Raw genomic sequence first — 17859 nt, forward strand, 5'->3', positions numbered from 1 at the left:
TTCACGTGAAAAGTGCCTTCTGAACTGGCGCGGATTGGACCCTAGACAAGCCCTATCCTCCCAGTTCAAAGGCACTTTTCTCATGTAGGCGATCAAGCTGGCTCAAATTCACCGTGAAAGCCGCAGGTTAGCTTCGATCGTTCGCGGGAACCCCACCGCGGGCCTGTGCATGATCGCTTAGCAAGATCCCAGGGTGCGGTGGGGAATGCGGGTGGAGCGAGCCCTGTTGAGGCGGGCATGACAACAGTTGGACTCATCGGTAGTGGCCACATCGGTGGCACGGTGGCCAGGCTGGCGGTCGCCGCGGGCTATGACGTCGTGCTCAGCAACTCGCGCGGGCCGGAGACGCTGCGCGGGCTGGTCGAGGAGTTGGGGCCGCGCGCCCGTGCCGCGACGCCCGCGGAGGCGGCCGAAGCCGGGGATCTCGTGGTCGTCACGATTCCGCTGGGGGCCTACCGCAGTGTTCCGGTCGAGCCGCTCGCCGGGAAGATCGTTATCGACACGAACAACTACTACCCCGAGCGCGACGGGCACATCGCCGAACTGGACGAGGAGTCGACGACCACCAGCGAACTCCTTCAGGCGCATCTGCCCAAGTCGCAGGTGGTCAAGGGATTCAACAACATCTTCTTCAAGCACCTGCTGTCGCTGGCCAGGCCGGCCGGGTCGCCGGACCGCAGTGCCCTGCCGATCGCCGGTGACGACGCGGGGGCGAAGCAGGCGGTGACCACCTTCCTGGACGCACTCGGGTACGACACCGTCGACGCCGGCCCGCTGGCGGAAGGGTGGCGGTTCCAGCGCGACACCACCGCCTATGCCTCGCTCTACGCCGGGCCGGGCGCGGACGGCTGGGACAACCCGGTACCCAGCGCGGCGGACACCCTACGGGCGGCTCTGGCCTCGGCCCGTCGGTACGCCGAGATGGGTGACGACTGATCCACCGGCCCGCGAACGGCTGACCCTGGGTGCTGGGAAGTGAAGCTTCCTTGCCCAGGGTCTTTCGTTGTCCGCGTGGGAAGGACGAACTCCCGGATCAATTGCGACGCATAACCGTTTGTGACGGCTCCCGTCGGATCGCTACTGTCGCCGGCAGGGGAATTCACCGGGGAGCGGATTATGGGGCCGGTCAGGCATCCGGAGCGGTTGGCGCAGGGGCATCCGTTCCGGCAGTGGAAGACGTGGCGGATACCCGGGGCGGAGGTCACGCTCATGGGATATTCCCGCGCCAACGACAAGACCATTTTTCTGGTGCCCGAACTCCGCTGCTCCCTCGACGCGGGCATCTGCGAGGGACGCCTGGTGGACACCGTCTTCCTCACGCACAACCACCACGACCACGCCAAGGACGTCGACTACCTGGCCTCGCATGGCGCGGACGTGTACTCGCCGGCCGCCTCGGTCTCTTATCTGGAGGCGTTCATGACGGCCTCCGGACGGCTGGATCACGGCGCGGACTTCGATCCGGAACTGGCCGGCGGGCACCGGCTGCACGGCGTACGGCAGGACGACGAGTTCACCTTCGGGCGGCGGGGCCACCACGTCCGGGTGGTCGAGTGCGAGCACAAGATTCCCTGCGTCGGATACGCCTTCTCGGAGACCAGGAAGACGCTCCTCCCGGAGTACCTGGAACTCCGGGAGAACCTCGCCAGGGAGAACCGGTCCGGCGAGTTCGGCAAGCTGATGGCGGCGCTCCGCAAGGAGGGACGGACGGTGGAGCAGGAGGTCCGCCGACCGCTGTTCGTCTACATGGGTGACACCAACGTCGGGGTTTACGAGCGGAATCCCTGGCTGTTCGACTACCCGGTCATCATCACCGAGTGCACGTTCCTCCACGACTCCGAGCTGGAACGCGCGAACCGGGTCGGCCACACGGTCTGGAGCCGGCTGGAACCCATCGTTCTGGCCCACCCGGGCACCCAGTTCGTGCTCACCCATTTCAGTCTCCGCCACTCCGACCGGGAGATCCTCGAGTTCTTCGAGCGGCGGAACCTGCCCAATGTCCTGCCGTGGGCCCACCCGCGGACCCTTCTTCCCGAGCAGCACCAGCCGCATGTGATCAGTGGTTGACGGGCCATCGGCCGTAACTTAAAGTTTCGGGGCAGAAACGAAAAGTTTCGGCCGTTTTTCGGCTGCCGGTCCCCGCCGGTCAGCGAGACCACGCTCCCACGGTCTTCATCCTGCGTAGGCATGCCCTCGGAAGGAAGTTCCATGAGGTTGAGGCGTCTCCTGTTGGTCAGCGCCGCCGCGGTGGCGCTGGGCGGCACTCTCAACGTGGTGCCGGTATCCGCCGGAAGCTCCCCACCGGATCCGTCGAACCAGAGCCTGAAGGCCCTGGGCCAGCGGCACAACCTGTACATCGGCACCGCGGTGGACATGGCCGCCCTGGACGACCCCGCCGATCCGAAGTATCGCGAGCTGGTCAAGTCCGAGTTCTCCTCGGTCACGGCGGAGAACGTGATGAAGTGGGAGAGCCTGGAGCCCACCCGGGGGACCTACAACTGGGGTCCGGCGGACAAGCTCATCGAGTTCGCCCGGAAGAACAACCAGAAGGTACGCGGACACGTCCTGGTCTGGCAGAACCAGCTGCCGACCTGGCTCACCGAGGGCGTCGCCAACGGCACGATCAGCACCACCGAGCTCCGCGACCTGCTGAAGAAGCACATCACCAACGTGGCCAAGCACTTCAAGGGCAAGATCTGGCAGTGGGACGTGGTCAACGAGGCCGCCAGCGACCCGTGGGACAGCCCCTCCAGCATCCACCTGAAGGGCTTCTGGGCCCAGCACCTCGGCCCGAACTACATCGCGGACGCGTTCCGCTGGGCCCGCGCGGCCGACCCGAGCGCGCTGCTGTTCTACAACGACTACAACCTTGAGGCGTTCGGCGACAAGGGCCCGTCGGACAAGACGTACTACGTCTACAACATGGTCAAGCAGCTCAAGCAGAGCGGCGTGCCGATCGACGGGGTCGGCAGCCAGGGCCACCTGGGCACGCAGTACGGCAACTACAACGCCTTCCAGGTCAAGGAGGCGCTGGACGCCTTCTCCGGCCTGGGCCTGTCCACCGCGTTCACCGAGGTGGACGTGCGGAGCCAGATGACCGCGGGCGTGCAGGGCGGGGACTCCAACGAGATCAACCCCCGGCTGCAGGCCTCCTCGGACAACTTCAGCGTGCTGATGCAGGCCTGCCTGGCCAACCGCCACTGCCTGTCGTTCACGTTCTGGGGCTTCACCGACAAGCACTCCTGGGTGCCCACCTGGTTCACCGACCCGCTGGAGGGCCTGGCCACCCTCTACGACGAGAGCTACCAGCCCAAGCGCGCCTACTACGCGATCAAGTCCGACCTGATCTTCGCCGGCCCGCCGTACGTGCTGCCGCGCGGAAAGAAGTAGGGCTCACTACCTGAAATCGGGATCACGGCCCGGCCGTGGTCCCGATTTCGCATGAACGGCCCTCTCCGGGGCACTCACCCGGCCAGGGCTTCGGCGAGGGAGGCGTGCACGGGAATGTGGGCGGTCAGTCCCACCAGCTCCATGACCTTCTTCGGCGAGGGCCGGGGCGAGCAGATCGCGACGCTCCCGGCGTGCGCCCGGGCGTGGTTGTACGCGTCGAGCAGCACCCGGATGCCCGCGCTGTCCATGAAGGTCATGCCCGCCAGGTCGAAGAGCAGGTGCGGGGAGATCTGCCGGGCCTGCGCCACCTCGGCCTGCAGCTGGGCGACCGTGGTGGTGTCCACGTCGCCGAGCACGGTGATCACCACATATGGATCGTTCCGGTCGCTGACCACCCGCAGAGCTGGCATCGCCGTCCTCAGCCGTCCTCGGTTGTATCGGCCCAAACCCCAACGATAAGAGATGAAGAGGTGGTGATGGTGGAATGCATTCTCATCGCCGACGGGGTTCCCGCCGACCGTCGCGCGATCGCCGCCTGGCTGGAGCACGCCGGATACCGGGTGGTCGAGGCGGGCACCGGCGCCGCCGCCCTCGCGGCCGTCCGGCAGCGGCCGCCCGACCTGGTCCTGCTCGACGTACGTCTGCCGGACATGGATGGCTTCGCGGTCTGTGAGCGCATCAAGGCGGAGAACACCGCGCTCCCGGTGATCCACCTGGCCGCCTCCGCGTCCCCGCTCGGGGAGCGTACCCAGGGCCTGACCAGGGGCGCCGACGGCTACCTGCTGGAGCCGATCGAGCCGGAGGTGCTGCTGGCCACCGTGCACGCCATGCTCCGCTACGCCCGCGCCCGTCGCCGCGCCGAACGCCTGGCCGCGCGGCTGGCCGGTCTGAGCGACGCCACCCTCGCCGTCAACGCCGCCACCAACCTGGATGATCTGCTCACCGCCGCCGCCGGTGGCGCCACCGCCATCTTCGGCCGCCCGGCCGCCGTCCTCGCCGCCGTCCCGCACGGCGACCAGGTGCGGTATGCGCGGGATGACGGAGAGGCCCGCACCGCACCCGCGCCCCTCGGCGAGGTAGCCCGGGGGGTTACGGTCACCACCCGCCCCGCCGGCGACTGGGCCCACCTGCTGCCCTCCGCCCAAGGACAGGTACGGCTGGCCGTGGCCCGGGTGCAGTCCCGCCCGCCGGCCGCCATCCTGATCGACGCCGACGCCATGGCCGAGGACGAGGACCTGCATGTGCTCAGCCAGCTCGCCCAGTCCGTGGCCCTGGCGGTCGAGGGCCTGCGCTCCCTCGACGAGGAGCGCCGCATCGCCCTCACCCTCCAGCGCAGCCTGCTGCCCCGCTCGTTACCGGCGGTCCCCGGCCTGGAACTGGCCGCCAGGTACGTGCCCGCCAGTGCCGAGGCCGAGATCGGCGGCGACTTCTACGAGCTCATCGAGCTGGACGGCCGCCTGCTGGTGGCGGTGGGCGACGTGCTGGGCCATTCGCTGCACGCCGCCACCGTGATGGCGGAGATCCGTCACGCGGTCCGCGCGTACGCGGCGGAGGGCCATTCCCCGGGCGAGGTGTTGCGTCAGGTCAACCGCCTGATGCTCCGGTTCCTGCCGCGTGAGCTCGCCACCGTGACGCTGCTGCTGCTCGACCCGGCCACCGGCGAGACCGTGCTCGGCAACGCCGGTCACCTGCCGCCGCTGCTGATCGCGGAAGGCCGCGCCGAGTACCTGACGCTGCCGGGACCGTTGCTGGGCGCGGACCTGCCCCGGCCCGCGGAGTCCCGCCTCACGCTGCCTCCGGGCGGCGTGCTGCTGCTGGTCACCGACGGCCTGGTGGAGCGGCGCGACCTGAGCCTGCCGGACGGTCTGGCCCGGCTGCGCACCCTGGCCGCCGACCCGGAACCGGACCTGGACGCCTTCTGCGACCGGCTGCTGGCGGACCTGATGTGGCCGGGCCACGAGGACGACATCGCGCTGGTGGCGCTCAGGAGATCCCGCTCGCGGCCCGGAACGTCTGCCGGTAGCTGAGCGGCGCCACCCCCACGGCCGCGTGCAGGTGCTGCCGGAGCGAGACCGTGGTGCCGAAGCCCGCCAGCCTGGCCACCTCGTCCACCGGCAGGTCGGTGGTCTCCAGCAGGTGGCGGGCGTGCTCGACGCGCTGCCCGGTCACCCAGCGGGCCGGGCTGAGCCCGGTCTCCTCCCGGAACCTGCGGGTGAAGGTGCGCACGCTCATCCGGGCGTGCGCGGCCATCGCCGCCAGGTCGAGCGGCTCGTGCAGCCGGGTCAGCGTCCAGGATCGGGTGGCCGCGGTGGACATCCCGGCCGGATCGGGCAGTGGGCGCTCGATGAACTGGGACTGCCCGCCCTCCCGGAACGGCGGGGCGACACACCGCCTGGCCGTGCTGTTGGCCACCTCGCTGCCGTGGTCGCGCCGGACCAGGTGCAGGCAGAGGTCGATGCCGGCCGCACTCCCCGCCGAGGTGAGCACGTCCCCGTCGTCGATGAACAGCACATCGGGGTTGAGCAGGACCCGGGGATAGAAGGCGCGGAAGCGGTCCACGTGCCGCCAGTGGGTGGTGGCCGGGCGGTCGTCCAGCAGCCCGGCGGCGGCCAGCACGAACGCGCCGGTGCAGATCGACACGATCCGGGCGTGCCCGGCAGCCCGGCGGAGCGCCTCGGCCACCTCCTTGTCCAGGGTTCCCTCGGTGAAGGGCGGCCCGCCGTGGATGCCCGGCACGATCACCGTGTCGGCCGTGTCCAGCACGTCCAGATCGTGGTCGGGCAGGATCCGGTACCCCGCTGAGCACCAGACCGGCCGTCCGCCCGGCGTGCAGGTCACCGCCTCGTACCGGCCGGTCCCCGCCGAGGAGAACACCTGCCCGGGAATCCCGAAGTCCAGCGTGGCGAAGTCATCGAAACCCACCACGACGATGCGATGTGGCTCGTACGGCATGGCCCGATTCTTTCACATATTGGCTATCAGGCCACTCGCCAGGCGATATTTCGTGACGAGAGGATGCTTGGCATGACGATCGTTGGCAAAGAGGATGAAACGGAGGGTCCGGTAGCCGGGCCTGCGAACCGGGCGTTCCGGGTTCACCGGGCCTGGATCGTGGCCGGGGTGGCCCTGGTGGCGATCATCGGCGCCGCCGGGTTCCGGGCCACGCCGGGCGTCTTCATCACCCCCTTGGAGCGCGAGTTCGGCTGGTCCCGGGGCACCATCGGCTTCGCCGTCTCGGTCAACCTGATGTTCTTCGGCCTGACCGCCCCCTTCGCCGCCGCCCTGATGGACCGCTTCGGCATGCGCCGGGTGGTCACCGCCGCGCTCGCCCTGGTCGCGGCGGGCAGCGGGGTCACCGTCTTCATGACGGCCAGCTGGCAGCTGGTGCTCTGCTGGGGCGTGCTGGTCGGTCTCGGCACCGGCTCGATGGCGCTGGTCTTCGCCGCCACGCTGGCCGACCGCTGGTTCGTCCGCCACCGTGGCCTGGTCGTCGGCGTGCTCACCGCCGGGGGCGCCACCGGCCAGCTGATCTTCCTGCCGGTGCTGGCCCTGCTGGTCGAGTCGTCCGGCTGGCGGGTCGCCGCCGTCACCGTGGCCGCCGCCGCGCTGACCGTGGTCCCGCTGATCTGGTTCCTGCTCCGCGACCGGCCAGAGGAGATCGGGCTGCGGCCGTACGGGGCGACGGCAGACACCCCCGTCAGCGCGCCTCCGGCGGGCGGCGCGGCGGTCCGGGCGGTGCGGGTGCTCCGGGATGCGGCCAGGACCCGGCCGTTCTGGTACCTGGCGGGCGGATTCGCCATCTGCGGCGCCAGCACCAACGGCCTGGTCGGCACCCACTTCATCCCGGCCGCGCACGACCACGGCATGGCCGAGACCACCGCCGCCGGGCTGCTCGCCGTGATCGGGATCTTCGACATCGTCGGCACCGTGCTGTCCGGCTGGCTGAGCGACCGGGTGGACCCCCGGGTGCTGCTCGGCGTCTACTACGCGCTGCGCGGGGCCTCCCTGCTGGTGCTGCCGCAGCTGTTCGCGGCCACCACCGAGCCCAGCATGCTGGTCTTCATCATCTTCTACGGTCTGGACTGGGTGGCCACCGTGCCGCCGACGGTCGCGCTCTGCCGCCGTATCTACGGCCAGGACGGGGGCGTGGTGTTCGGCTGGGTGTTCGCCTCCCACCAGATCGGCGCCGCCTTCGCGGCCACCCTGGCGGGGCTCACCCGCGACCACCTCGGCCACTACGACCTGGCCTGGTACACCGCCGGGGCGCTCTGCGCGCTGGCCGCGATCATGTCCCTGCTGATCACCCGCCCCCGTGCGGCATCCTTGACCGCATGACTCAGCGAGTGCTGCCCCTCGTCGTACGGATCGAGCGGGCCACCCCTCCGGAGCGGACCGACGCGTTGCGGGCGGCCGCGGCGGCCGTGCTGGCCCTGCTGGACGATCCCCGGTCGGCGGGGGAGGGGGAGTGGGCGTCGGCTGTACAGGAGTGGGAGCGGATCGGGATCAGGAAGGTGGTCAGGCGGGCCCGGGGGTCGGAGTGGCGGCGGGTGCTGGAGCTGCCGGGGCTGACCGCCGAGGTGGGGACCGCCGAGGTGCGGGCGCATCCGCCGATCCCGCTGGACGGCTGGCCGAAGGAGCTGTCCCGGCTCCAGGTCTCCGGCACCGAACTGTCCGACAGCGCGGAACCCGGGCCGCCAGGGGAGGTCGTGCTCTGGGTCAACCCCGGGCTGGAGATGTCGGCGGGCAAGGCCATGGCGCAGTGCGGCCACGCCGCGCAGCTGGCCTGGTGGGGGAGCGGCCCGGCCGAGCGCGCGGCCTGGCGGGAGGCCGGATACGCCACCTCGGTGCGTACGGCGGACCCGGAGACCTGGGCGGAGCTGTCGGGCAGCGGGCTGCCCGAGGTGCGGGACGCGGGGTTCACCGAGATCGAGCCCGGTTCGGTGACCGTGATCGCCGACACGCCCTGGCTGCGCGAAGGGGGCTTCCGCCCGGCCGGGTGGGGGCCGCTGCGTCACACCTGAACGATGTCGGCGTACACGCCCTCCGGGGTCAGCCGCGCCGGGGAGGGCGTGTCGTAGACGACCAGCAGGCGGCCGTCCGACAGCCGGGCGATGCCCTCCGGGCGGTCCGCGCCCCGGTGCGCGGGCAGTTCGGCGACCAGCGGCGGCGGTGGCCCGAAGTCGTCGCCGGGGCGCCAGCGCAGCACCCGGAAGGGCCCGTCCGGAACCATCGTCGGACCGGCCAGCACGAGTAACTCGTCGCCGATCGGGCAGAGGTCGCGGATGCCCAGGCCGTCCAGGTCGAGGAAGTAGGTCCGGTACCGGTGTTCGCCGAGCCGGCCCAAACGCATCCGGGTGGGGTCGCGCGGGTCGGGTTCCGGGCGGATCTCCAGGATCACCGCCCAGCCCCGCAGCACCGGCCCGCGCAGGCCCACCAGCACCCGCGAGCCGAGCACCGCGATGCCCTCGACGTCGAAGCCGTTGTCCTTGCCCGGCATGTCCAGGAAGGGCGCCAGATGGGGGTCGTCCGCCACCAGGTCGGTGAGGGTGCGGCCGGGGCCGGACAGGATGGCGGCGGTCCGGTCGCCGTCCCGGCGTACGGGTTCCGGCAGGCCGTCCCGTTCCACCAGGGGGAGTCGTACCAGGGTGAAACGGTTCTCCTCGCGGAGCACGGTGGCCAGGCGGCGGCGGGCCTTCTCGCCGCTCTGGCCGGGTTTGACGCGTCTGCGCTTGAGGCTGTGCGAGCCGACCGCCCAGAGCCAGCCGTCGGCCCTGGCCAGGCCCTCGATGTCGGCCTCCTCGTCCGGGCCCGCGGGCAGGTCCACCAAATCGGCCAGCCGAAACGAGCGGTGGTCCTGGTATGCGCCGTCCCGCCAGGTCAAACGTTCCACTGCCGCGGACTCGTCTCCGGCGACCCAGAGACATCCGCCGTCCTGGCGTACCGCCGACAGATCGTGATGAACGCCGGTGCCGGGGGTAAAGCGCAGTTCAACATGCACGTCCCCATTATCGGGTAGAGACCTGTTCCCGAAGTGTGATGGTGATCGCACCCGAAAATCACGCGAGTTGCCGTACGCTCCCGTTCGTGTCACCTGGGGACTATGGGACTAAGGCTGTTCCGACGTACGTCGCGGCAGAGGCGGAGACCACGCCACTTCCAAAGATCACGATCCCGGAGCTTCCGCCGCCCCCGCCGTCCAGCAAGAACCTTGGTGACCTGCCCATGCGGCTGGTTTACCGGACGGTGGCCGGGGTCGTGGTGGTCGCCGCCGTGGCCGTGCTCGCCGCCGCCGTCGTGGTCACCAGAGACGAGCCGCCCACCCGCCAGGTCGCCGCGCCCAGCATCGTGCCGAGCACGGTGCCGACCACGGTGGCGACCACCGCGGCGGCCCCCGTGCTGACCACCCTCGCCCCGCCGTCCCCGTCGGCCGCCGCCACCTTGTCGCCGTCCCCCACCGTGGTGGCCAGCGCCAGCCCGGGTTCCACCGCGCTGGCGGCCGGGCTCGCCGACCCCCGGGTGCCCGCGTTACCCGTGGTCGAGGAGAAGTTCGGAAAGCTCGCGGGCAGGTCCGCGCCCACCCGCGGGGCGATCAAGGACGAGCGCTCCGGCGTCAGCATCCCCCGGTTCAGCAAGGAATGGCAGCTGGCCAAGGCGTCCCCGTTCGCCTCCCGGCAGCTGCTCGCCAAGGTCAAGGGCTCGGCCTACCGCGGCATGCTGGTCTCCTGCCCGGTGCCGATCGAGGTCCAGGAGAGCCTGCGGGACACCGCCTTCCTGGCCGCCCGCTGGACGCTCAACCACCACCCCGCCGGGGCCACCATCGAGTGGACCGCCTCCCAGGCGATCACCGTGGACGAGCGGCCGGGCTGGCTCCTCGGGTACGAGGTCACCTACACCCTGCGCGGGGACAAGCGCCGCTCGATGGCGGCCATCGCGCTGGTGGACGTGCCGGAGGCCAAGCCCGCCCTGGTCTTCGTCACGGTGCCGGACACCCAGAAGAAGCGCTGGCGCGACATCAACACGGTGATGTCCGGAATTAAGGTGCTTTAGACCGCTCTCAGCTGGGGAGATATAGCGCCATCTGGATATCGGGGGGATTCCAATGGCTAATTTGATCGCTGTCGCGTACGACAACGTGGCCACCGCGATCGCGGTACGGGACAAGGTGCTGCAGCTCCAGCGGGAGCAGCTGATCAACATTCGGGACGCGGCGATCGTCGAGCGCACCAAGGACGGCAAGATCAAGCTCAAGCAGACCACGCCCACCACCGCCGCCGGGGCGGCCGGGGGCGCCCTCTGGGGCGGGCTGATCGGCCTCATCTTCTTCATGCCGTTCATCGGCATGGCGGTCGGCGCGGCGACCGGAGCGGCGATGGGCGCCCTGGCCGACACCGGCGTCGACGACAAGTTCATGAAGGACCTCGCGGCCGGCCTCAAGCCGGGCGCCGCCGCCCTGTTCCTGCTCATCGACCAGAGCACCCCGGACAAGGTGATCCCGCAGCTGGCCCCGTACGGCGGGCAGATCATCCACACCTCCCTCAGCAAGGAGGCGGAGGAACAGCTCAGGAACGCCGCGGCCGCCGCCCGGGGCTGAACCCGGGGGACAGGTGGGAGACCGGTGTCCGAACAGCCGCAGGAGCGAAGGGAACCGGAGAAGCGGCCGCCAGGTGAGGAGAAGTCCAAGCCCTGGCGCGCCGAGGGGCTGCCGCCGAGCAAACCCCGGGGGCCGAAGATCAACTGGTGGCGCTTCGCGCTCACCATGTTGATCACGTATGCCCTCTTCTTCGCGGTCTCCTCGATGTTCGACCGGACCCAGGTGGAGACGATCTCGTACACCGAGTTCACCCGGCAGGTCCAGGCGGGCAACGTCCAGGACATCTACGCCACCGGGTACTCCCTCCAGGGGACCCTGAAGAAACCGGCCGCCGACCCGCAGGACCACAACGCCAAGTACACCAAGTTCTCCACCGAGATCCCGGTCTTCGCCAACCAGAACCAGCTGTTCGCCCAGCTGAGCGGCCAGCACGTCAACGTACGGGCGGAGCCGGTGGCCGACCAGCGGGGCACCTTCGGGAACCTGGTGCTCTCCCTGCTACCGGTGCTCCTGCTGGCCGGCGTCTGGATCTGGGTGCTGCGCAGGGGGCCCGGCATGATGAGCGGCGGCGGGCTGGGCGGCCTCGGCCGATCGCGGGCGGCCCGGCCCATCGAGAGCGGCAAGGTCAGGGTGACCTTCGCCGACGTGGCCGGGATCGACGAGGTGGAGAACGAGCTGGTCGAGATCGTCGACTACCTCAAGGAGCCCGGCAAGTACCGCAGGCTCGGGGCCAAGCTGCCCAAGGGCGTGCTGCTCACCGGGCTGCCCGGGACCGGCAAGACGCTGCTGGCCCGGGCGGTCGCCGGTGAGGCGGGTGTGCCGTTCTTCTCGGCCAGCGCCTCGGAGTTCATCGAGATGATCGTGGGTGTGGGCGCCTCCCGGGTGCGCGACCTCTTCGACGAGGCGCGCAAGGTGGCGCCGTCCATCGTGTTCATCGACGAGATCGACGCCATCGGCCGGACCAGGGGCGCCGCCACCCTGGGCGGGCACGACGAGCGGGAGCAGACGCTCAACCAGATCCTCACCGAGATGGACGGGTTCTCCGCCGAGGAGGGCGTGATCGTCATCGGGGCCACCAACCGGCCGGAGATCCTCGACCCGGCGCTGCTGCGGCCCGGCCGGTTCGACCGGAACATCGTGGTCTCGCCGCCGGACGCGCTGGGCCGTACCGCGATCCTGAAGGTGCACACCCGGGGGGTGCCGCTGGCGGCCGACGTGGACCTCGGCCGGCTGGCCAAGACCACGCCCGGCATGACCGGCGCCGACCTGGCCAACCTGGTCAACGAGGCGGCCCTGCTGGCCGCCAAGCGCGGCAACAAGCGGGTCAGCTCCGCCGACTTCGCCGACGCCCTGGAGAAACTCCAGCTGGGCGCGGCCCGCTCCATCGTCATGCCGGAGGAGGAGCGGGTGCGCACCGCCTTCCACGAGGCCGGGCACGCCCTGCTCGGCATGCTGCAGACCGGGGCCGACCCGGTCAGGAAGATCTCCATCATCCCGCGCGGCCGGTCCCTGGGCGTGACCCTGTCCACGCCCGACACCGACCGGTACGCCTACGACGAGAACTACCTGCGCGGCAGGATCGTCGGCGCGCTCGGCGGCATGGCCGCGGAGCAGGTGGTGTTCGGGCTGGTCAGCACCGGCGCGGAGAACGACCTGGAGCAGGTGACGATGATCGCCCGCGGCATGGCGGGCCGGTGGGGCATGTCGCCCAGGATCGGCCCGCTGACCGTGCTGTTCCAGGACGACCAGTCACCGGCGGCCTCGGCCACGCTGGCGGCCGTGGACGAGGAGGCGCGGCGGATCGTGGAGGAGTGTTACGAGACCGCCCAGAAGGTGATCCGCGACAACCGCGAGAAGCTCGACAACATCGTGGCGGCCCTGCTGGAACGGGAGACCCTGGACGAGACCGAGGCGTACGAGGTGGCCGGGGTGGAGCCCCGGCCGGACATCCAGCGCGGGCGGTAGCCGGGTCAGCGTTCGGCCAGCACGATCACCGAGTCGGCGCCACCCAAGGTGACCGTAGCCGACTTGTCTGGATTTAGTACGACACCGAAGTGGGGTGGCTGGTTGACCCCGGCCGCCAGCCGGTAGCCGATCGCGGTCTCGCCGCGCCGCCGCGCCGACTCGATCACGGTCGCGAAGTTCACCGGGCCGCCGGTCCGCACGTAGTCGCCCGCCGGGCGCGGGTAGATCTCCGAGCCGTAGGAGTCGAAGAGGTAGCCGAAGACGTCCGCCAGATGGCGGTTCTCGGCCAGCTGGGCCAGCAGCAGGCCGATCACCGTGTCGCTGATCACGATGTCGTCGGCCTCGGTCACCTCGGCCAGCGCCCGGTTGTTCTCGTCGTGCATCTCGCTGACGATCGAGTACCGCTCGCCCAGCGCGGCCTGCATGTCGCGGAGCTGGAGCAGCGTCATCAGGGTCCTGGTGTCGGCGTGGGGGGCCGGGTACCGGTCGTCGGAGAGCACGATCACGTGCTGGTAGAGGCCGACGCCCAGGGACTCCAGCGCGTACCGGTCGGTGGTGTCGCAGTCCTTGGTGTTCACGGTGAGGTGGCGCAGGCCGGTCAGGCCGGTGCCCGCCTCCGGGTGGTCGGCGGCGATGTCCAGGACCGAGCCGGGGGCCACGTACCCGTCCAGGTAGCGGACGATCTTGCGGGCCCGGGGGTTCCAGCCCAGCAACAACGTGCGTTCGGCGGTCGTACCGGCCCGTTCCGCGGTGGTGATGGCCTCCTCGTCGACCGGCGCGCTCCCGGCCGCCAGGCGGATCATCGAGTCGTCGTGGGCGATCACGATGACCTCGTCCGCGGTGCCGATGGGGGTGTCCGCCGGCGGGTTCAGCACCACCTTGCCCTGCTTGCGTAGGCCGATCACGGTCGCGCCCTTGAAGGCGGTCAGCGCCCGGCCGTACGTGCGACCGGCCAGGGAGGGGTCGGCGCGCAGGTAGATCTCGCCGTTGTCGAAGTTGAGCAGGTCCATGCAGACGACCGACATGCCGGACTGGCGGGACGACTGCACGATCAATCGGGCGGCCGTGTCGTCGGAGTCGACCAGGTGCACGCCGGGGCCGCCCGCCAGCCGGGCCGCCGCCATGTTGCCGGAGCTGGCGATCGCCGCCACCGCGGGCGGGTGCTCGCCCGCGCGTTTGGCCAGGGCCAGCAGGGTCTTGATGACATGGGCGTCCGGGTCGTCGCCGTGCGGCGAGAGCACCACGACCGAGCGGGCGCCCTCCAGGTTCATCAGGGCCAGGTCGGCGGGTTCGGTCGGGCGGCCGGTACGGCACACCAGCCGGGTCCGGCCGGTGTCGCCCAGCCGTTGCCTGATCTCGTCCTCCATCTGGAGCTTGTCGCGGTCGGCGAGGATCGCGACGACGGAGCCGCGCTGGCTGGCGTGGGCCTGGACCAGCTCGCCGACGATCGTGAAGATCTGGTCGGACCAGCCGAGGATGACGGTGTGGCCGGTCTCGATGATCCTCGACCTGCCCTTGCGGAGGTCCTCGACCTTGCTCTTCAGGCCGGTCGTGAGCAGGCTGACCAGCAGGCTCACGATGAAGATGCCGCCCAGCGAGGCGAGCAGCATCAGCGTCAGGTAGGGCATCGTGCCGGAGTCGCTGGCGATCTTCCCCGGGCTGAGCGTGCGCACCAGCACCGCCCAGGCCGCACCTGGCGCGCCGTCCTTCACCTCCGACGGCGTCAACCAGAGGGTCAGCCCGCCGACCGCCCCGATCAACACCCCGGACACCAGCGCCAGCCACCCGATCAGCGCCCCGGTGCCCTTGGCCATGGTGTTGTCGAACCAGTACCGCACCCGCTCCCGAACCGAAGCCCGCGCCACCCAACCTCCTCTGACGATCACCCAACGGCCCAAGCTACCTCCCACCCCACCCCCTTCCACCCCAAACCAACCAACTACCGAAATATCCGGTACGTACCGGGCCTCGCGGCCATGGCGCGTGGGAGCCGGCCGGGACGTCCTAAGCTTTGGTGGCTTGACATCCTCCCCTGCTTGAAAGCGGGGGATTCCAACTCATCTCACACGGAAAGGAGGACAAGTTGAGGTTCGCGGTTCACAGGCCCGGCATCCCGGTCGCCTCCCCGCGCCTTCACCGCATGCCCTGCGGCGATATCCCGGATGTTCCTGGCCGCGTTCACGTCGGCGTTGGCGGCGTATCCGCAGGACCGGCACCGGAAGACGGCTTGGCTCTCGCGCGCCTCCCGATCCACGATCCCGCACACCGAACAACACTGCGAGGTGTAAGCGGGGCTGACCTTGACGACCCTGCCGGGCGCTTTCTGCTCCAGCCGGGTGACGAGCAGGCCCCAGCCGGCGGCGAGAATGCCGCGGTTCAGGCCCGCTTTGGCGCGGACGTTCCTGCCCGGTGCTTCGATGGTGCCTCTGGCCGAACGTGTCATGTTTCTGACCTTGAGGTCTTCGACCGCGATGACGTCGAAACGGCGGGCCAGGCCGGTAGAGGTCTTCTCGGCCCAGTCCTTGCGCCGGTCCCTCTCGCGGGCCTTCAGCTTGGCGATCGCGGCCTTGACCCTGCCGCGCCGGCTGGAGCCGCGCCCGGCCCGCGCGAGTCGGCGCAGCAACCGCAACAGGCGCGCCTTCTCAGAATCCCGCAGGGTGGGCGCGTTCAGCAGCTCCCCGGTCGAAACCGCCGCACTGACGGCCACGCCACGATCAACGCCGGCCACCTCACCGGTTCCCGGCGCCGGGATGGGCTCGGGGATCGCCGCGAACGCGACGAACCAGCGGCCCGCCCGGTCGCGGGTGACGCGGAAGGACTTGGCCCCTTCGGGGACGGCCCGGGACCAGCGGAAGCGGACCCAGCCGACCTTGGGCACCTTGACCTCGCCGACGTTGCGGGAAAGGCGGCGCACGTCACCGGCCTTTACGGCGACGATCCGGAAGCCTTCACCCTGGCCGCGTTTCCGCCATGCCGGCCGCTTGTGGGTTCTGGCGAAGAAGTTCGCCATCGCCTGGGCGAAGTCCTTCAGTGCCTGCTGCTGGACGATGATCGAACCGGCGCGCAGCCAGTCGAATTCGGCGCGCGCTTCGGTCAGCTGCCTGCACTGTTCGGCGAACCCGGGAGCGGATTTACGGCCCGGCTTCCAGAAAGAGTGCTGTTCAACGGCCAAATTCCACACGAACCGCGCATGCCCGCAATGCTCCGACAGTGCCGCCTCCTGGGCAGGCGTCGGAGAAAGCCGGTAGCGGGACATGGCCAGGAGTTTACCGAGACCCACCGACAGAAAACGGAGCCGGAAGTGCCGCGCTGTTCCGCATTTCCTCCCCGCCTTGAAGGACGGGGCATCCACGCTGGAGGCATCCGGTGACGAAGGTCGTGTTGGCTTCAGCTTCGCCGGCTCGGCTCGGGGTGCTCCGGGACGCGGGGCTGGAGCCGAAAGTAATTGTCAGCGGGGTGGACGAGGAGGCGATCGCCGCCGCCACTCCCGGGGAGCTGTGCCTGGCGCTGGCCGAGGCCAAGGCGCGGGTGGTGGCGGGCGGGCTCAGCGGCGACGTGCTCGTTGTCGGATGTGATTCCGTGCTCGAATTCGAAGGCGTCGCGTACGGGAAACCGCGTTCTCCAGAGGAGGCCGTCGCGCGGTGGACGGCGATGCGCGGGCGGACCGGTCAGCTGCTCACCGGGCATTGCGTGATCGATGTGGCCACTGGCCGTGCCGCGTCGGAGGTCGGTTCTTCGGAGATTCGGTTCGGCAGTCCCAGCGACGCCGAGATCGCCGCCTATGTGGCCAGCGGTGAGCCGCTCCGCGTGGCGGGCGCCTTCACCCTGGATGGGCTGGGCGGCTGGTTCATCGACGGGATCTCGGGCGATCACGGCAACGTTCTGGGGATTTCGCTGCCGCTGCTGCGGCGCCTTTTCGGGCGGCTGGGTTATCCGGTGACCGCGCTCTGGCGGGAGAACGTCAGTTGAAGTAGCTGTTCAGGTAGGTCCAGGACGCGGTGATGTCCTCGGTGGCGTGGTGCGGACGGCGGAGTTCCTCGACGAAAATGGCGATGTCGTTGGCCTCCCACCACAACCGGAACAAGTCCAGACCTTCCCGGGTGACCTGGTGTCCGGTGGCCTGGGTGTATTCGGTGAGGATGCCGTCGTCGGCCAGCATCCACAGATCGCGTTCCGGCGGGGCGATCCGCACGGTCTCCCAGTCGATGAGGTGGAGGCCGTTCGCATTCCGGAGGAGATTGCCGGGGTGGGGTTCGCCGTGGGTGATCACCCAGGTTGGGACGGTGTTCCGTACCTGCTCGGCCAGCCGGTCGAACTCGCCGAGCAACTGAGTGACATACCCGGCCTTCTTCGTCAGCAGTTCCCGCGCCGGTTCGGCGAACGGTCCTCCCGTCCAGGGCTTCTCCAGGTCGTTCAACGCGGCTTCGAGTGCGTCTCTGCCGGGAAGACGCAACTCAATGCGCGAAGCCGGGACCGTCGTCGTCCGTTTGGCCCGATGCAGCTCGATCAGCAGTTTGAGCACTTCCGCCTTGTCTTCCGCCCGGTGCTCGCCGAATGCCCCGGCCACACCGTCAACCACCGGAAACAACGAAACGGCGTACCGGCCGTCGAGCCGCACCACCGGGAACCCGTTCCGATCCGGAACCGGCGCAACCACGAATTCGAGCCCGGCATCCCGCCGAAGCGCCACCGCCGTCCCGAAAGCCTGCCCCAGACCCTCGAAACGCCTCGCGCGCCCGTTTTTCGCGACCCCAAGATCGTCAACTGTCACGAACCACGCCTGCCCACCGGAATCCACCCCCGACCAGTGGTAGCTCCCGGCCCCCATCGGAAGATACGCCAGCGCCGGCACATCAATTTCCCACGCCTCGGCCAGCTTCGCAGTCAGCGCGCTCTCTTCCACACCTTCCGGT

16 protein-coding genes are annotated in these 17859 nt (G+C 69.9%); 10 read left to right on the top strand and 6 right to left on the bottom strand.

Features of this window, described 5'->3' with window-relative positions; translation table 11 throughout:
- Positions 1-237: 237 nt before the first annotated feature.
- The 3 genes from KIP79_RS26675 (at position 238) to KIP79_RS26685 (ending at position 3390) form a co-directional block, all read left to right on the top strand.
- Positions 238-936, top strand: a complete 699-nt coding sequence (locus KIP79_RS26675; protein WP_214107676.1) for an NADPH-dependent F420 reductase — start codon at positions 238-240, stop codon at positions 934-936.
- A gap of 180 nt (positions 937-1116) precedes the next feature.
- Complete coding sequence (locus tag KIP79_RS26680; protein WP_214107677.1) at positions 1117-2067, top strand: MBL fold metallo-hydrolase; 951 nt, start codon at positions 1117-1119, stop codon at positions 2065-2067.
- Positions 2068-2208: 141 nt separating this feature from the next.
- Positions 2209-3390 (top strand): endo-1,4-beta-xylanase, encoded by a 1182-nt coding sequence (locus KIP79_RS26685; protein WP_214107678.1) that lies wholly within the window; start codon positions 2209-2211, stop codon positions 3388-3390.
- 74 nt (positions 3391-3464) lie between these two features.
- On the opposite strand, the gene KIP79_RS26690 is transcribed toward KIP79_RS26685, so the two are convergent.
- Positions 3465-3800, bottom strand: a complete 336-nt coding sequence (locus KIP79_RS26690) for an STAS domain-containing protein (protein WP_214107679.1) — start codon at positions 3798-3800, stop codon at positions 3465-3467.
- Positions 3801-3866: 66 nt separating this feature from the next.
- Between KIP79_RS26690 and KIP79_RS26695 the strand changes: the two genes are divergently transcribed.
- Positions 3867-5417, top strand: coding sequence for a fused response regulator/phosphatase (locus KIP79_RS26695; protein WP_214107680.1), 1551 nt, complete (start codon positions 3867-3869; stop codon positions 5415-5417).
- On the opposite strand, the gene KIP79_RS26700 is transcribed toward KIP79_RS26695, so the two are convergent.
- The gene (locus tag KIP79_RS26700; protein WP_214107681.1) at positions 5374-6342 is read right to left on the bottom strand and encodes a GlxA family transcriptional regulator; all 969 of its coding nucleotides are present in this window, start codon (positions 6340-6342) and stop codon (positions 5374-5376) included. The two genes, KIP79_RS26695 and KIP79_RS26700, sit on opposite strands and share 44 nt — an antisense overlap.
- Before the next feature lie 72 nt (positions 6343-6414).
- On the opposite strand from KIP79_RS26700, the gene KIP79_RS26705 reads away from it, so the two are divergent.
- Positions 6415-7725, top strand: a complete 1311-nt coding sequence (locus tag KIP79_RS26705) for an MFS transporter (protein ID WP_214107682.1) — start codon at positions 6415-6417, stop codon at positions 7723-7725.
- Entirely contained in the window at positions 7722-8411 is a 690-nt protein-coding gene (locus tag KIP79_RS26710; protein ID WP_214107683.1) for an aminoacyl-tRNA hydrolase, read from the top strand. The genes KIP79_RS26705 and KIP79_RS26710 overlap by 4 nt, the downstream gene beginning before the upstream one ends.
- On the opposite strand, the gene KIP79_RS26715 is transcribed toward KIP79_RS26710, so the two are convergent.
- On the bottom strand, positions 8402-9388 hold the full coding sequence (locus KIP79_RS26715) for a DUF3616 domain-containing protein (protein WP_214107684.1): 987 nt from the start codon (positions 9386-9388) through the stop codon (positions 8402-8404). The two genes, KIP79_RS26710 and KIP79_RS26715, sit on opposite strands and share 10 nt — an antisense overlap.
- Before the next feature lie 224 nt (positions 9389-9612).
- Here KIP79_RS26715 and KIP79_RS26720 point away from each other — a divergent pair, with 224 nt between their 5' ends.
- The 3 genes from KIP79_RS26720 to ftsH are packed head-to-tail and all read left to right on the top strand — an operon-like array spanning position 9613 to position 12946.
- Positions 9613-10437: a hypothetical protein gene (locus KIP79_RS26720; RefSeq protein WP_214107685.1), complete on the top strand. Its 825-nt coding sequence runs from the start codon at positions 9613-9615 to the stop codon at positions 10435-10437.
- 52 nt (positions 10438-10489) lie between these two features.
- Positions 10490-10981 (top strand): DUF1269 domain-containing protein, encoded by a 492-nt coding sequence (locus tag KIP79_RS26725; RefSeq protein WP_214107686.1) that lies wholly within the window; start codon positions 10490-10492, stop codon positions 10979-10981.
- A 24-nt stretch (positions 10982-11005) separates the two neighbouring features.
- Positions 11006-12946, top strand: a complete 1941-nt coding sequence (gene ftsH, locus KIP79_RS26730; protein ID WP_308169906.1) for an ATP-dependent zinc metalloprotease FtsH — start codon at positions 11006-11008, stop codon at positions 12944-12946.
- Between the two features lie 5 nt (positions 12947-12951).
- On the opposite strand, the gene KIP79_RS26735 is transcribed toward ftsH, so the two are convergent.
- Positions 12952-14811, bottom strand: coding sequence for a CASTOR/POLLUX-related putative ion channel (locus KIP79_RS26735; RefSeq protein ID WP_214107687.1), 1860 nt, complete (start codon positions 14809-14811; stop codon positions 12952-12954).
- A gap of 197 nt (positions 14812-15008) precedes the next feature.
- Positions 15009-16202, bottom strand: a complete 1194-nt coding sequence (locus KIP79_RS26740; RefSeq protein WP_214107688.1) for an RNA-guided endonuclease InsQ/TnpB family protein — start codon at positions 16200-16202, stop codon at positions 15009-15011.
- Positions 16203-16312: 110 nt separating this feature from the next.
- On the opposite strand from KIP79_RS26740, the gene KIP79_RS26745 reads away from it, so the two are divergent.
- Complete coding sequence (locus KIP79_RS26745) at positions 16313-16915, top strand: Maf family protein (RefSeq protein WP_214107689.1); 603 nt, start codon at positions 16313-16315, stop codon at positions 16913-16915.
- Here the strand turns inward: KIP79_RS26745 and KIP79_RS26750 are convergent.
- Positions 16908-17849, bottom strand: coding sequence for a phosphotransferase (locus tag KIP79_RS26750; protein WP_308169907.1), 942 nt, complete (start codon positions 17847-17849; stop codon positions 16908-16910). The genes KIP79_RS26745 and KIP79_RS26750 overlap by 8 nt on opposite strands.
- Between the last annotated feature and the right edge of the window lie 10 nt (positions 17850-17859).

The sequence above is a fragment of the Acrocarpospora catenulata genome, assembly GCF_018476525.1.
Taxonomy (GTDB): domain Bacteria; phylum Actinomycetota; class Actinomycetes; order Streptosporangiales; family Streptosporangiaceae; genus Acrocarpospora; species Acrocarpospora catenulata.